This window comes from Tenacibaculum geojense (assembly GCF_042676005.1).
GTDB classification, from domain to species: Bacteria; Bacteroidota; Bacteroidia; order Flavobacteriales; family Flavobacteriaceae; genus Polaribacter; species Polaribacter geojense.
The window spans coordinates 92,052-106,700 of record NZ_JBHTJR010000017.1 but is presented as its reverse complement, the minus strand read 5'-3'; the positions used below and the strand labels follow the sequence as shown (position 1 = coordinate 106,700).

The window sequence follows — 14,649 nt, the reverse complement described above, 5'->3', positions numbered from 1 at the left end:
TACGGTAAACCTTTTTTAATATGAATAAATCCTTTTCTTTAATTTTAAAATTAGTAGCAGCTGTTATAATGTTACAAACCTTGTTTTTCAAATTCACAGCTGCACCCGAAAGTGTTGCCCTTTTTACAAAAATTGCCGGAACACAGGAAGCAACCGTAAGAATTTTTACAGGAATTCTTGAGTTAATTGCTTCTATTTTACTTTTTGTTCCTAATAGAGTTTGGATGGGAGCACTCTTAACAATTGGTTTAATGAGTGGAGCTATTTTATCACATATAACTATAATTGGCATCACACATAATAATGATAACGGTGTACTATTTATTTCTGCAATAATTACCCTTGTTTGTGCTGTTTTATTATTACACAAAAATAAAAAGCAAATCCCTTTCTATAATTATTCTTGATCTGTTGTTATAATTGATTTACAAATTAAATATTGAGCAACTACATAAGTTATCATTATTAAAATACCATATATATGTTTAGTCTCATAAAACTTATTGAGAGCAATTAAACTATCAGAAATAATAAAAATAGTTGCTCCCAAAAACAACCATCCATTTTCTGTAGTTTTATTTTGAATAAAGTTTACTAAAGTAGTAACTCCAAAAACAGAAATCACAATACCATAAATAATAACTGGTGCTAAAAAGTCATGTAAATTCTCATAAATAAGATACAATAGTATGATCAAAAATAAAACATATGGAATTGAACTTGCCACTACATTTTTTATAGAATAAGTTTTAATTTTCTTTACAGTTACTATGGTGTAAAAAACATGAGATAAAAAGAAAGATGCTAATCCAAAAACAAAATATGAATCATTAAACAATAATAATACATCTCCCCAAAAAGAGAATAACAATGCTGACAAAAACCAAAAGCTAAGCTTTTTACTATTAATAAGATAAAGAATTGCTAGAAAGGTTACAATTAACGGTTTACTAATCATTTCTACAAGAAAATTATCAAAATAAACCGAGTAAAAGTTAGCCATACTAACAATTAAAAATAAGACTGTTACCAGTACGTTTTTAGGTTTTAAATTTTTCATATTAATTTATCATGTCAATAAAATCTTGTTCAGAAATAATTGGAATCCCAAGGGTTTCTGCCTTTGTTAACTTACTTGGTCCCATATTGTCTCCTGCAACAATAAAGCTGGTTTTCTTAGAAATAGAACTACTAACTTTTCCTCCATTATCTTCTATTGCCTTTTTCAACTCATTTCTACTCATTTGATGAAAAACTCCTGAAACTACAAATACCTTTCCCGCTAAAGTGTCTGATTGATTCGCTTGCTCCTCGGCAGAAATTTCAAGTTGAACTCCGTAATTCACAAGCCTATCAACCAATTTTCTACTAGTTTCATCAGTAGCAAAACTGAGCACACTCTTAGCTATTCTATCACCAATTTCATCAACAGCAATTAAATCATCGTAAGAAGCGTTTAATAAAGCATGGATAGATTTAAAATGTTTCGCTAGTTTTTTTGCCACTGTTTCTCCAACAAATCGAATTCCTAAAGCAAATAAAACTTTTTCAAAAGGTATTTCTTTTGATTTTTCAATTCCTGCTATCATATTTTGGGCAGACTTCTCTGCCATTCTTTCTAATGGAATTATTTGTGAGATCTTTAAATCATACAAATCTGCATAATCATGAATCAACCCTTCCTTATATAGTAATTCAACAGTTTCTGCGCCTAAACCATCAATATCCATTGCTTTTCTAGATATATAATGCTGTATTTTTCCTGTTATTTGAGGTGCACAACCAAACTCATTAGGACAGTAGTGTTTAGCATCTCCAGCTGTTCTTATCAATTCTGTATTACATTCTGGACAATGAGTTGCGTACTTAGTTGGTTGAGAATTTACAGGTCTTTTAGAAACATCTACTCCCATAATTTTAGGAATAATCTCCCCTCCTTTTTCAACATAAACCGTATCTCCTACCCTTACATCTAATTTTTCAATTTGGTCTGCATTATGTAATGAAGCCCTTTTAACAATAGTACCTGCTAACAATACAGGTTCTAAATTTGCAACAGGTGTAATAGCTCCAGTTCTTCCTACTTGATAACTAATCTCATGCAATACCGTACTAACTTGCTCTGCTTTAAACTTATAAGCTATCGCCCAGCGAGGAGCTTTAGATGTGTAACCCAATTCATCTTGATATTGTAATTTATTTACTTTTACTACAACACCATCTGTTTCATAAGGTAAATTATGACGTTCAACATCCCAAAATTGTAAAAATTTGAAAACCTCATCTATTGAATTACACACTTTTAATGTATCTGGAACTTTAAAACCAGCCAATCTTGCATTGGCTAAACTTTGCTCATGGGTTCCATAAGTATTTCCTTCATCTACTAAATGGTATAGTAAACAGTCTAGTGGTCGTTTTGCAACCTCAGTACTATCTTGTAATTTTAAACTTCCACTAGCAGTATTTCTTGGATTTCTGTATGGCTCCTCTCCAGAAGCTACTCTTTCTTCGTTCATTTTTGTAAAACCATCTAAAGGAAGTACAATCTCTCCTCGGATTTGAAAGTTTTGTATAAATGAGTTTGGTACAACTAATGGAATTGACCTTATTGTTTTAATATTTGTGGTAACATCATCACCTTGAATTCCGTCTCCTCGTGTTACGGCGCTTTGCATCTGACCGTTTTCATAAGTTAAATTGATAGATGCCCCGTCATATTTCAATTCACAGGTATAACTTAGCTTATCTACCCCTATTATTTTTTGAATTCTCTTTTCCCAATCCTGTAAATCTTCTTTAGAATATGAGTTATCTAACGAATACATTCTGGATTTATGTACAACAGTTTCGAAATTCTTAGTAATCTCACCTCCCACTCGTTGAGTTGGTGAATTTGAATCGTAAAACTCAGGATATTGGTCTTCTAATTGTTGTAATTCTTTAAGCTTTATATCAAAATCATAATCAGATATCTCTGGTGCATCTAACACATAATATTTATAATTGTGTTGATGTAACTCTTCTCGTAAAGCTTTTATTTTATCTTCAATTGTCATTATTTTTTTACTTTACCTGTTAAAAAACGAGGACCTTTTGGAATTGGATTTCCACTTGATCTTCTAAAAGATGCTATTTGACCAGTATGCCATATAGCATCTGCTATAGGCCCATTAATTGCATTTAAAAATGAAAACTCTTTAGTACCAAATATAATTTTGAAATCAGACAGGTCGGTTTCATTCTTTAATAAATCACTTGCTTTTTTTAAGTTTTTTAAAATTCTTGCTCGTTTTTGATAAAATGTCATTTCGGGCAGTTTTTCACCATTTGGTTTATTCTCTGCAGCGTTAACTATTACTTGAGATAAATCTAAAATATGATCAATAGTAGCTTCTGTTGATCTTGCCTCTTGCGTTGGTTGATACAATAAATCTTTTGTTTCTAAACCTTCTGTTGCCCAATAAAAACGAAATCCTAAACCATCAATCATTCTACTTGCAATACTTCCAGCAGTATTTTCCGTTGTGTTATCTGGAATTTCATAGTACGGTAATTTATTTTGACTACTGATAGACAAACTAATAAACAATGTTATTAATATGATTGTATTTTTCATTTATAAAAGTAGGTTTAATGTTGCTAATTTAATGAAAAGCTAGAGGTATGAAACATTTAAAAACAAAAAAACCGAGACAAAAGCCTCGGTTAACACTACTAAAATAATTTAATTATTTTCTTAAACTAAGCGTACAAACTAAATCGCCTTCTGCTATAGAAAATAAAAACTCTTTGTTACTTAATTTTTTAATTTTTGAAATACCATCAAAAGTTTTGGCATCAAATTTAATTTCATCTTGACCTTCAGTAAAGTCCCATGTGCCTAATTCTTCTTTCTGATCTAATAGTAATTGATACACGCCATTTTTATGAAAAACCATCCAATTTTCTTCTTGAGTTAAATCGATTTTTTCTCCATCAATTTCCATGTACTCTACACGCCATCTTCCAGAAATTAATTCATCTAAATTGTTTTTTTCTTGCGAAAAACTTAGGATAGAAAATCCTAATAAAAACACTAAGGTAAGAAGTGCTCTTTTCATTATGTTGGGGATATTGGGGTTATTTAAAACAAAAATAACAAAAAATGCGAAGTGTCAAAACACTCCGCATTTATATAAATTAATTCTAGATAACTCTCTAGTAATAAGTATATCTTCTTACCTTGGCTATATGCTTAGCTAAACGCATTACTTGATGAGAATATCCGTATTCATTATCATACCAAATGTATAATACCACAGTATCTCCATCAGCAATTGTTGCTTTGCTATCAAATATAGAAGGAGCTGTTGTTCCTACAATATCTGAGGAAACTAATTCATTTTTTAATGAAAACTGAATCTGTTCTACTAAATCGCCTTCTAAAGCAAATTGTTTAAGTATAGCATTAACTGCCTCTGCAGTTGTTTCTTGGTTTAATTGTAAGTTTAAAATAGCTAAAGAACCATTTGGAACAGGAACTCTAATGGCATTAGAGGTTAATTTACCTGCCAATGCTGGTAAGGCTTTAGAAACTGCTTTCCCTGCACCTGTTTCTGTAATTACCATGTTTAAAGCTGCCGCTCTACCTCTACGATATTTACTATGCATGTTATCTACTAAGTTTTGATCATTAGTATATGCATGAATCGTTTCTAAGTGGCCTTTTTTAATACCAAAATTGTCTTCCATTACCTTTAAAACTGGAGTAATGGCATTTGTGGTACATGATGCTGCAGAAAAAATATCTATAGTATCTGGATTATTTTCTAAATGATTAACCCCATGAACAATGTTAGGAACTCCTTTACCTGGAGCTGTTAATAATACTTTAGCAGCACCTTTTGCCTTTAAATGACGACTTAATGCTTCTTTATCTCTAAAAGCTCCTGTATTATCAATAATTAAAGCATCATTGATCCCGTATGAAGTATAATCAATTTCTTCAGGTCCTTTGGCAGAAATCATATACACAGTAGTTCCGTTTATAATTAATGCTTTATTCTCAACATCAACCTGAACAGTCCCTAAAAACTCTCCATGAACACTATCAATACTTAATAAAGAAGCTCTTTTTTCTAATACAGATTCTGTTATTTCTCCTCTTGTTACTACTGCTCTTAAGCGTAACTGAGAACCTTTACCCATTTTAGAGCTTAATTCACGAGCTAATAAACGACCTATTCTTCCAAAACCATATAAGACAACATCTTTAGGTTGAATTTCAGAAGCTTGCGTAGCATCTTTTAATTTTTCTTTTACAAAATCTACCTTATCATCACTTACATGTTCATTTAAGTGAGATTCGTACGCTAATTTACCTATATCTAACTTAGATGGTGGTAAATCTATAGATTGAATTGCTTTAGCAATGGCTAATGCATCATTGATAGAAATTGGCTTAGCAACAAATTCTCCAGCGTAATTAATTAAGTTTAAAACCTCACTAGCTCTTTTATCTACTAATGGGTTTCTAAATAAAACTAACTCAATAGATTTGTCATACCATAAATCATTAACAATATTGATGAACTCTGTAGTTGCTCTTCTTGTTTGAGCTTGATTTACTACTTCTTTCTCGTAGTTTGTTATTGTTGACATAGTTGTGTGTTGTACTATTTATAAAAAATTTCTGCAAAAGTATTAATTTCAAACGATTTCGTAACTTATTTTATAAAATAAAAAACACTCGATTTTGTAAACTAAAAATCGAGTGTTTTTGTACTCATTAAGTTATGATAATATTAGTTGTTAAATCCATATCTTTCTACTTTTCCTTCAGGAGATATTACCTCTAAAGTTAAAGGCTGAGATGGACTTTTTATTGTATTTAATTTTCGTTTAGCATCTAGTATATCTTTTACTTCTTCTTTATTTATTTTAGTTATAATGTATCCTGGCTCAACACCATAATAAGTTAGCAATCGATTAAAATTTTGTATGATTTTTACTCCAGACTTTACATCATACTTTTTCATGTCTTCAGGAGATAAATCTTTAATAGTAATACCTAAACTTCTAATAGTTTCAAAATCTTTTTTACGTAAAGTAACAGGTTTTTCTAGTTTTTCACCATCTCTAATAACCGTAACATTAATTACATCTCCGGGTCTTTTTGCTGATAGTTGACCTTTTAAATCAGAAAACTTTTTTATAGATACATTATTTACTTTAATAATAATATCTCCTTCTACAATACCTGCTTTTTCTGCTCCACCATTTTCTGAAACCTTTGTCACTTTAACACCTTGTACTTCATCATCTTCATTAACATACTCAATACCTATTAATGCTTCTTGAACATCACCGTATTCCAATAGATCATCTATAATTTTTTTAGTAATATTAGATGGCACTGCAAAAGAGTAACCAATGTAAGATCCCGTTTTAGAAGTAATTGCTGTATTAATACCAATTAATTCTCCTCTTGTATTTACTAATGCACCTCCGCTATTCCCTGGGTTAACAGCTGCATCCGTTTGAATAAAAGCATCAGTCACAGTGTTTCCTTCTAAATCTCTTCCTTTTGCACTAATAATACCTGCTGTTACTGTTGATGTTAAATTATATGGATTCCCTACTGCTAAAACCCATTCTCCAATTTTAGCATTGTCAGAGTTTCCAAAAGGAATGTATGGTAAATCTCCATCATAATCTATTTTTAACAATGCAATATCATTATTCTTGTCAGTACCTATTAATTCTGCTTTAATTTTTTTGCTATTGTTAAGTGTTATTTCTATTTCAGAAGCACCCTCTATAACATGATTGTTAGTAACTATATAACCATCTTGTGAAATAATAACACCACTTCCGGTTCCTACTTGTTGTTGCTTTCTTCTACCATTACCTCCAAAAAACTCTTCAAAAGGATTATATACTTCTTTTATAGCGGTGTTTTTTACGTGCACAACTGCATGAACCGTCTTTTCTGCGGCTTCTGTAAAATCGGTAGGTCCAGTTGTTGAGTTAATTATTGTAGGTGTATAATTAGCTTTTACAGTTTGTAAACTTGGTATGCTTGTTTGTTCTACAATTATTGGTTGTTCAAATAATAATTTGTAGCCTCCAAGCGATAAAGCTCCTCCTAGAAAAGCTACTCCTAAAATTCCTAAAACTTTTTTCATTTTTTGCTTGAATTTTTATGATTATCAAATATACAATTTTAACAAACTGATAAAATCTGTTTAACTTGGCTTTAACAAGTTTTAACCCCCATTTAACAACGTTAAATTACCAAGTAAAAATGTATCTTTGTGTTCCTATGAACATCACTTTTTACAAATATCAAGGAACAGGAAATGATTTTATCATGATTGATAATAGAACAAAAACCTTTCCAAAACAAACTGACATAATTCATAAACTTTGCGATCGTCATTTCGGAATTGGTGCAGACGGTTTAATTTTATTAGAAAACGATACCGATACTGATTTTAAAATGGTATACTATAATGCAGATGGAAACGAAAGCACTATGTGTGGCAATGGTGGTAGATGTATTGTTGCTTTTGCTAAACAATTAGCGTTATTTGACACTACAACTACATTTAATGCCATTGATGGTTTGCATCATGCGTCTGTAAAAAATGACATTGTGTCACTTCAAATGATTGATGTAGAAACTGTTGACATTTACCAAACACATATTTTCACAAATACAGGATCTCCTCATCATGTAGAATTGGTTACAGATATTGATACTTTTGACGTGTATAATAATGGTAAAAGAATTAGAAATGATATTTATGGCTCGGTAGGAAGTAACGTGAACTTTGTTGAGGCTATTAATAACAATACATTTAGAGTTAGAACCTATGAACGCGGGGTAGAAAATGAAACTCTTGCATGTGGAACCGGTGCTACTGCTGCTGCTATTGCCATGCATCAACTAAAAAAAACATCTAATACATCTTTAGACATGCTAGTGCAAGGAGGGAAACTTACAGTTTCTTTTGATTTTAATAATGAAAAGTACTCAAACATACACCTAACAGGTCCTGCTACCTTTGTATTTTCAGGAAACATACATATTTAAATGATAACACTTAAAGGTGAACATATTAGTTTACGTGCTTTGGAGCCAGAAGATTTATCTTTTCTTTTTGCTACTGAAAATGATGAAAATTTTTGGGAAGTAAGCCACACACAAACTCCTTTTTCTAGATATATTCTAAAACAATATCTTGAAAATTCACACTTAGATATTTATGAAGCCAAACAATTACGTTTAGTTATACAACATAATCAAACAAATTTAAGTGTAGGAATGATAGACTTGTTTGATTTTAATCCACAACATAAAAGAGCTGGTATTGGTGTTTTAATTCAAAAAGAGCATCAACAAAATGGATTTGCTACAGAAGCCCTCCAGCTAATCATTAAATATTCATTTTTTCATTTACATTTGCATCAGTTGTACGCTAATATTACAAGTGACAACGTTAATAGTTTACAATTATTTAAAAAAAATAACTTTACTGAAGTTGGTATAAAAAAAGACTGGATAGTTACTGCTAACGGATTTAAAGATGAAGTTTTACTCCAATTAATACATGAAAAATAAAATCATAATTGTTAGCATAGCTTTAATCACAATTGGTGGTTTGGTTAGCTTATATTTTTACCAAAAGATATTTGGCACCGCTGTTATTACTGAAGGTAAAGTTTATATAAAATCTACCGATAATATAGATGATGTAACGCGCTCTTTAACTCCATACATTAATAGCGTAGATAATTTTTTATGGGTTGCTAATCAAAAAAAATACACCAATCCAAAAGGCGGAATGTATGTTTTAAAAAAGGGAATGAATACAAATGAATTGGTAAATCTACTACGTTCTGGTAACCAAACACCTATTAAAGTAACCTTTAATAATCAAGATACTCTTGAAAAATTAGCTGGTAGAATTAGCAATCAAATAGAAGCTGATAGTATTTCACTAATTCAATCTTTTAAAGATGCTACATTTTTACAACAAAACAATTTTACTGAAAAATCTGCTTTAGGAATGTACATACCCAATCAGTATGAATTATACTGGAATACTTCTGCAGAAAGCTTTAGAAATAGAATGCTAAAAGAGTATAATCGTTTTTGGAACAACTCAAGAATGGAAAAAGCCAAACAATTAGGCTTAAATAAAACTCAAGTATTAGCATTAGCATCTATAGTTCAAAAAGAAACAGCAAAAAAGGACGAAAGACCTTTAGTGGCTGGTTTATACTTAAATAGATTAAAAAGTAATTGGCCATTACAAGCGGATCCTACTGTTATTTATAGTATTAAAGAAAAATACGGACAAGACACAGTTATTAAAAGAGTCTTAAATAAAGACCTTACTATAGATTCTCCATACAATACGTATAAAAACATTGGTCTACCTCCTACTTTAATTGGAATGCCAGATGTTTCTGCTATTGACGCTGTATTATCACCTGCTAAACACAATTACTACTACATGTGTGCTAGTATTGAAAACATTGGTTATCATGAATTTGCAAAATCTTTAGCCCAACATAATAGAAATGCAGTTAAATATCAACGCTGGATTACACAACAAGGTATAAAAAGATAAAAATTAACATATTTTTATTTACAATTATTTAAAGTAGCCTTTGTAGTATTTTTACTACAAGCTAATTTTTATTAACATATATTTAATAAAAAACGTTTAAAAATAGTTAATTTTAAAAACTACGAAACCCAAATAGTAACTTAATGCTTGGTTTTTAATATTTTGTCGTAAATTTGCCCCGCTAAACAGAAAGTTAATTATTATCAGAAATTTAGGACTTATACTAGGATTATTAATCCTTACAAGTTTTACAATTGACCCGAAGGAAAAAGATTTAACTACTTCAAGAAGCTCTTCAGTAAAAAGCAATACAGATATTGCAATCCCTTTTTTACAAAAAGATTTTGTTGGTTTTAAAGAAGCATTAGCTTTTAAGGAATCACAAGGTAGATATCAAATTGTAAACAAATTAGGGTATTTAGGAAAGTATCAATTCGGAAAAGGTACTTTAAAAAGATTCAATATTTATAACACACAATATTTTTTACAAAATCCTGCCCTGCAAGAGCGAGCTTTTGTTGCACTATGCAGTGTAAATAAGTGGATACTACGCAGAGATATTAAGCGATTTGTGGGTAAAAAAATAAATGGTGTTACTGTAACAGAGTCTGGCATTTTAGCAGCAGCACATTTAGCTGGTGCAGGAAATGTAAAAAAATACTTACGAACTTACGGAAAGTATCAATTTACAGATGCTTTTGGAACCACAATAGATTCATACATTAAAAAGTTTGGAGGGTACGATGTATCATTTGTCGTTCCTAACAAATACGCTACTGTATAATTTATTGATGTATAATAAAAATCGCTGGTCGTTTATGCAATGCTGTTTTTTCAGCTTTCCATTGTTTTGCGGTCAGCGTTTTTATGTACTCTGTTGGTAAAGTAATATCACAAGCTACGCAAACTCTTGTATGTGGTTGTAATATAGTTTTTAAATCTTCTAACAATTTTTCATTTCGATAAGGTGTTTCTATAAAAATTTGAGACTGATCTTTCTCTTTTGAAAGACGCTCTAAATCTTTAATCATCTTTTTTCTACTACCTTTATCAATAGGCAAATAACCGTTAAACGCAAAGCTTTGCCCATTCATACCTGAGGCCATTACTGCCATTATAATAGATGATGGACCAACTAAAGGAACTACCTGAATCCCTTTCTCATGTGCTAATTTAACAACATTTGCTCCTGGATCCGCAACTGCAGGAACACCAGCTTCTGACAAAACTCCTACGGAAATACCATCTTCACATACATCTAAATAATGTTGAACTTCTAACTCATCAGAATACTTATCAATAAGCATTAATTTTAATGATGGTTGAGACTTATTGGGCGTAATTTTTTTAATAAAACGTCTTGCAGATTTTTCATTTTCAACGATAAAATAATCTAACCGTTCAATTACTTTTTTAACAGATATAGGCATCACCTCTAAAGGTTCAGTATCTCCAAGTGTTGTGGGAATCAAATAAACTTTTCCTCTCATGGGGTGTTGATTTTTGAGGCGATAATTTCACAAGCTTCTTCTAACATTTTATAAACATTTTCAAAACCTTGTTCACCACCGTAGTATGGATCGGGTACATTTAAATTTTTACCAGGATGTGTTTCATTAAGAATCATTTTTACTTTAGCAGCATCATTTTTTGTTCTGCATAATTGTAAAACATTATGATAATTACTATCATCCATTGTATATATTAAATCAAATTTATCAAAATCAGCTATAGTAAACTTTCTAGATCTTTGATTGGTAATATCCAAACCATAATCTTTAGCTATTTTAATAGATCTTACGTCTGGTAATTCACCTTCGTGATGTCCAGAAGTACCAGCAGAATCTACAGTTATAGTTTTACTATCAACTTTAGCTTCTAAAATACCTTGGGCTAATGGTGAACGACAAATGTTCCCCAAGCAAACCATAAGTATTTTCATAATAAATTGAATTTAATTTATGTTTGAACTAAAAAGTAAGCTTTTTAGTTAAGTCTTCAACGTATTTTCTAAACTGCTTATCTGTTTCTGTTAAATTATCAACAGTTTTACATGCATGTAATACGGTAGCGTGATCTCTTTGTCCTATTTGATTTCCAATACTTGCTAAAGATGACTTTGTCATACGTTTTGCAAAGTACATAGCCAATTGTCTTGCCTGAACAACGTGGCGTTTTCTTGTTTTTGATTGTAAAGTAGCTACATCCATATCAAAATACTTAGAAACTACTTTCTGGATGTACTCCACAGAAACCTCTTTCTTGGTATTTTTAACAAACTTGTCTACAATTTGTCTTGCTAAATCTAAAGTAAACTCTTTTTTATTAAAAGAAGCCTGTGCAATCATCGAGATAATAACACCTTCTAATTCTCTTACATTAGACTTTATATTTTTAGCAATATACTCAACTATATCTTCTGGCATTTCTACACCATCTCTATATAATTTATTTTGAAGTATAGATATTCTTGTTTCGTAATCTGGGCTTTGGAGCTCAGCAGATAATCCCCATTTAAAACGAGACAATAATCGCTGTTCGATATCTTGCATATCAACAGGCGCTTTATCTGATGTTAAGATTACTTGCTTTCCGTTTTGATGTAAATGATTAAAAATATGGAAAAACACATCTTGAGTTCCAGCTTTACCAGATAAAAACTGAACATCATCAATAATTAATACGTCAATCATTTGATAGAAATGAATAAAATCATTTCTTGTATTAGATTTTACCGAATCAATAAATTGCTGTGTAAATTTTTCTGACGAAATATATAAAACAGTCTTATCAGGATACTTGTCTTTAATTTCAACTCCAATAGCATGCGCTAAATGAGTTTTACCTAACCCAACACCTCCATAAATTAATAATGGATTAAAAGATGTTCCTCCAGGTTTATTAGCTACAGCCATACCTGCAGAACGAGCCAAACGATTAGAGTCTCCTTCTACAAAATTAACAAAATTGTAATTTGGATTTAATTGAGATTCAATTTTAACCTTTTGTAATCCTGGAATTACAAATGGATTCTTTAGTTCTCTTTTAGACTCTAACGGAACCGTTACTTTCTGAGCTTTAATTGGATTTCTGTTAGCACTTGGAATTTTTACAGTTTGAGGGCTATTACTACTATATGTGTTCTCCATACGAACATCATATATTAGCTTTGCGTTCACTCCTAATTCACGCACTAAAGCAACACGTAATAATTTAATATAGTGCTCTTCTAACCACTCGTAAAAAAACTTACTTGGCACCTGTATAGTTAATGCTTCACCCGATAGTTTTATAGGTTGAATTGGCTCAAACCATGTCTTATAAGCTTGGGGTTTTATATTGTCTTTTATAAAAGACAAGCATTGCATCCATACTGATTCAGCAGTTCTATTCATGTGGTTTTTTTGGACTATTAAATGTTACTATTACTACAAAAAATGGGGGCCGTTATTCTTCCTGTACGGATGAACAAAAGTGTGAATAAATTTCAGTATAAAAAAATGAAAATGCTATTGATTATTAAATAATTTTTACGTAAGATTCGCGCACAACTTTTAAAATTTTCAAATTGCAACAACACTCAACTTCATTTAGAATACGATACGCGGAAACAGACCAAATGGGGGTAGTTTATCACGGTAATTATGCACAATTTTTTGAAATCGGTAGAACCGAATGGCTACGCTCTATGGGCGTTACATACAAAGATATGGAAAAATCAGGAATTATGCTTCCTGTAATTTCATTAAATTGTAAATTCATAAAATCTGCTTTTTATGACGATGTTTTAACAGTAAAAACATACTTAAAAAAGACTCCCAGCGTTAAGATAGAATTTGACTATGAAATCCATAATCAAAACAACGAATTATTGTGTACTGGGCATACAATATTGGCATTTATTAACAAAAACACCAACAAACCTACACGATGTCCAGAATATATTATAGAAAAAATAAATCTTAATAAATAATGTTACCTTTAACATTTTGTTTTATAACGTTAACAACCCTATTTATTTCTTATTAAGGTAGAAGTAAAAAACAGATTTTGAAAAAACATAAAACAAGAAAATCTTAAAAAACTACAGAAAACACAACAACTAATATCATGAAGATATATACAAAAACAGGTGATAAAGGAACTACTGCTTTATTTGGGGGTACTCGAGTTTCAAAAAAACACATTAGAATAGAAAGCTACGGAACCGTTGATGAACTTAACTCATACATTGGTATGATTAAAGATCAAGGTATTGACGAGATTACTAAAAGTACTCTTTTAAAAATTCAACATGAATTATTCACTCTTGGCGCTATGTTAGCAACTCCGCCTGAAAAAGAAACATTAAAAAATGGAAAAGATCGTTTAAATATTCCCAAAATTATTGACGCTGATATCGAATTTCTCGAAAAAGAAATAGATAAAATGAACACAAACCTTCCTCCTATGACTCATTTTGTATTACCTGGAGGACACCAAACCGTGTCATTTTGTCACATAGCTAGATGCGTTTGTCGTAGAGCTGAGCGTTTATCTGTAGCTTTAAATGATGAAGAAGCAATAGATACTAACATATTGATGTATTTAAACCGACTTTCTGACTATCTTTTTGTGTTGGCACGAAAGTTGACCTACCAGTTAAAAGCGGAAGAGGTGAAATGGATACCTAAGAAGCTGTAAATTAAGTTCTTTTTTTAACATACAGATTTATTAAAAAAAACTTGACTTTTTAAGTTAAAATTTTATTTTTGCAGAAAAATCTAAAAAACCGATAAAGAAATGTATTGGACACTAGAATTAGCATCATATTTAGCAGATGCACCTTGGCCAGCAACAAAAGACGAATTAATTGATTACGCAATTCGTACCGGAGCACCTCTTGAAGTAGTTGAAAACTTACAAGAAATTGAAGATGAAGGGGATGCCTACGATTCTATTATCGAAATTTGGCCAGATTATCCTACAGAAGAGGATTATCTTTGGAACGAAGACGAATACTAAACAAAATAAAACCTAAAAAAAG

The 14,649-nt window shown here is 30.9% G+C and carries 17 protein-coding genes; 8 read left to right on the top strand and 9 right to left on the bottom strand.

Translation table 11 applies throughout. The annotated features are described in order from the left end of the window. Window positions 1–20 precede the first annotated feature (20 nt). Complete coding sequence (locus ACFQ1U_RS02770; protein WP_386105075.1) at window positions 21–407, top strand: DoxX family protein; 387 nt, start codon at window positions 21–23, stop codon at window positions 405–407. On the opposite strand, the gene ACFQ1U_RS02765 is transcribed toward ACFQ1U_RS02770, so the two are convergent. The 6 genes from ACFQ1U_RS02765 to ACFQ1U_RS02740 form a co-directional block, all read right to left on the bottom strand. After that, complete coding sequence (locus ACFQ1U_RS02765; protein ID WP_386105073.1) at window positions 398–1,060, bottom strand: lysoplasmalogenase; 663 nt, start codon at window positions 1,058–1,060, stop codon at window positions 398–400. The two genes, ACFQ1U_RS02770 and ACFQ1U_RS02765, sit on opposite strands and share 10 nt — an antisense overlap. A gap of 1 nt (window position 1,061) precedes the next feature. Next, a complete protein-coding gene (ligA, locus tag ACFQ1U_RS02760; protein ID WP_386105071.1) occupies window positions 1,062–3,059 on the bottom strand; it encodes an NAD-dependent DNA ligase LigA in 1,998 nt (665 codons plus the stop codon). Then, window positions 3,059–3,619 carry a hypothetical protein gene (locus ACFQ1U_RS02755; protein ID WP_386105069.1) on the bottom strand — a complete coding sequence of 187 codons (561 nt, stop codon included), beginning with the start codon at window positions 3,617–3,619 and terminating at the stop codon, window positions 3,059–3,061. The genes ligA and ACFQ1U_RS02755 overlap by 1 nt, the downstream gene beginning before the upstream one ends. 112 nt (window positions 3,620–3,731) lie before the next feature. After that, entirely contained in the window at window positions 3,732–4,103 is a 372-nt protein-coding gene (locus ACFQ1U_RS02750) for a hypothetical protein (protein WP_386105067.1), read from the bottom strand. A gap of 97 nt (window positions 4,104–4,200) precedes the next feature. After that, window positions 4,201–5,643, bottom strand: a complete 1,443-nt coding sequence (locus ACFQ1U_RS02745) for a glyceraldehyde-3-phosphate dehydrogenase (protein ID WP_386105065.1) — start codon at window positions 5,641–5,643, stop codon at window positions 4,201–4,203. Between the two features lie 143 nt (window positions 5,644–5,786). Further along, window positions 5,787–7,169 carry a trypsin-like peptidase domain-containing protein gene (locus tag ACFQ1U_RS02740; RefSeq protein WP_386105063.1) on the bottom strand — a complete coding sequence of 461 codons (1,383 nt, stop codon included), beginning with the start codon at window positions 7,167–7,169 and terminating at the stop codon, window positions 5,787–5,789. Window positions 7,170–7,306: 137 nt separating this feature from the next. Here ACFQ1U_RS02740 and dapF point away from each other — a divergent pair, with 137 nt between their 5' ends. From dapF to ACFQ1U_RS02720, 4 genes are all read left to right on the top strand, one after another. Next, window positions 7,307–8,080, top strand: coding sequence for a diaminopimelate epimerase (gene dapF / locus ACFQ1U_RS02735; RefSeq protein WP_386105160.1), 774 nt, complete (start codon window positions 7,307–7,309; stop codon window positions 8,078–8,080). Then, window positions 8,081–8,608, top strand: coding sequence for a GNAT family N-acetyltransferase (locus tag ACFQ1U_RS02730; RefSeq protein WP_386105061.1), 528 nt, complete (start codon window positions 8,081–8,083; stop codon window positions 8,606–8,608). Then, a complete protein-coding gene (gene mltG / locus ACFQ1U_RS02725; RefSeq protein WP_386105059.1) occupies window positions 8,598–9,623 on the top strand; it encodes an endolytic transglycosylase MltG in 1,026 nt (341 codons plus the stop codon). Before ACFQ1U_RS02730 ends, mltG begins: the two co-directional genes overlap by 11 nt. A gap of 571 nt (window positions 9,624–10,194) precedes the next feature. Further along, window positions 10,195–10,407: a hypothetical protein gene (locus ACFQ1U_RS02720; protein WP_386105058.1), complete on the top strand. Its 213-nt coding sequence runs from the start codon at window positions 10,195–10,197 to the stop codon at window positions 10,405–10,407. Window position 10,408: 1 nt separating this feature from the next. On the opposite strand, the gene ACFQ1U_RS02715 is transcribed toward ACFQ1U_RS02720, so the two are convergent. From ACFQ1U_RS02715 to dnaA, 3 genes are read right to left on the bottom strand one after another with little or no spacing between them, the layout of a single operon-like run. Then, window positions 10,409–11,113 (bottom strand): SAM-dependent methyltransferase, encoded by a 705-nt coding sequence (locus tag ACFQ1U_RS02715; protein ID WP_386105056.1) that lies wholly within the window; start codon window positions 11,111–11,113, stop codon window positions 10,409–10,411. Further along, window positions 11,110–11,565 carry a low molecular weight protein-tyrosine-phosphatase gene (locus ACFQ1U_RS02710; RefSeq protein ID WP_386105053.1) on the bottom strand — a complete coding sequence of 152 codons (456 nt, stop codon included), beginning with the start codon at window positions 11,563–11,565 and terminating at the stop codon, window positions 11,110–11,112. Before ACFQ1U_RS02710 ends, ACFQ1U_RS02715 begins: the two co-directional genes overlap by 4 nt. Window positions 11,566–11,593: 28 nt before the next feature. Next, window positions 11,594–13,018, bottom strand: a complete 1,425-nt coding sequence (dnaA, locus tag ACFQ1U_RS02705) for a chromosomal replication initiator protein DnaA (RefSeq protein ID WP_386105051.1) — start codon at window positions 13,016–13,018, stop codon at window positions 11,594–11,596. A 173-nt stretch (window positions 13,019–13,191) separates the two neighbouring features. Here dnaA and ACFQ1U_RS02700 point away from each other — a divergent pair, with 173 nt between their 5' ends. From ACFQ1U_RS02700 to ACFQ1U_RS02690, 3 genes are all read left to right on the top strand, one after another. Beyond that, the gene (locus ACFQ1U_RS02700) at window positions 13,192–13,596 is read left to right on the top strand and encodes an acyl-CoA thioesterase (RefSeq protein ID WP_386105049.1); all 405 of its coding nucleotides are present in this window, start codon (window positions 13,192–13,194) and stop codon (window positions 13,594–13,596) included. A gap of 137 nt (window positions 13,597–13,733) precedes the next feature. Further along, a complete protein-coding gene (locus ACFQ1U_RS02695) occupies window positions 13,734–14,306 on the top strand; it encodes a cob(I)yrinic acid a,c-diamide adenosyltransferase (RefSeq protein ID WP_386105047.1) in 573 nt (190 codons plus the stop codon). 99 nt (window positions 14,307–14,405) lie between these two features. Further along, the gene (locus ACFQ1U_RS02690; RefSeq protein ID WP_320417012.1) at window positions 14,406–14,627 is read left to right on the top strand and encodes a DUF2795 domain-containing protein; all 222 of its coding nucleotides are present in this window, start codon (window positions 14,406–14,408) and stop codon (window positions 14,625–14,627) included. Window positions 14,628–14,649 lie beyond the last annotated feature (22 nt).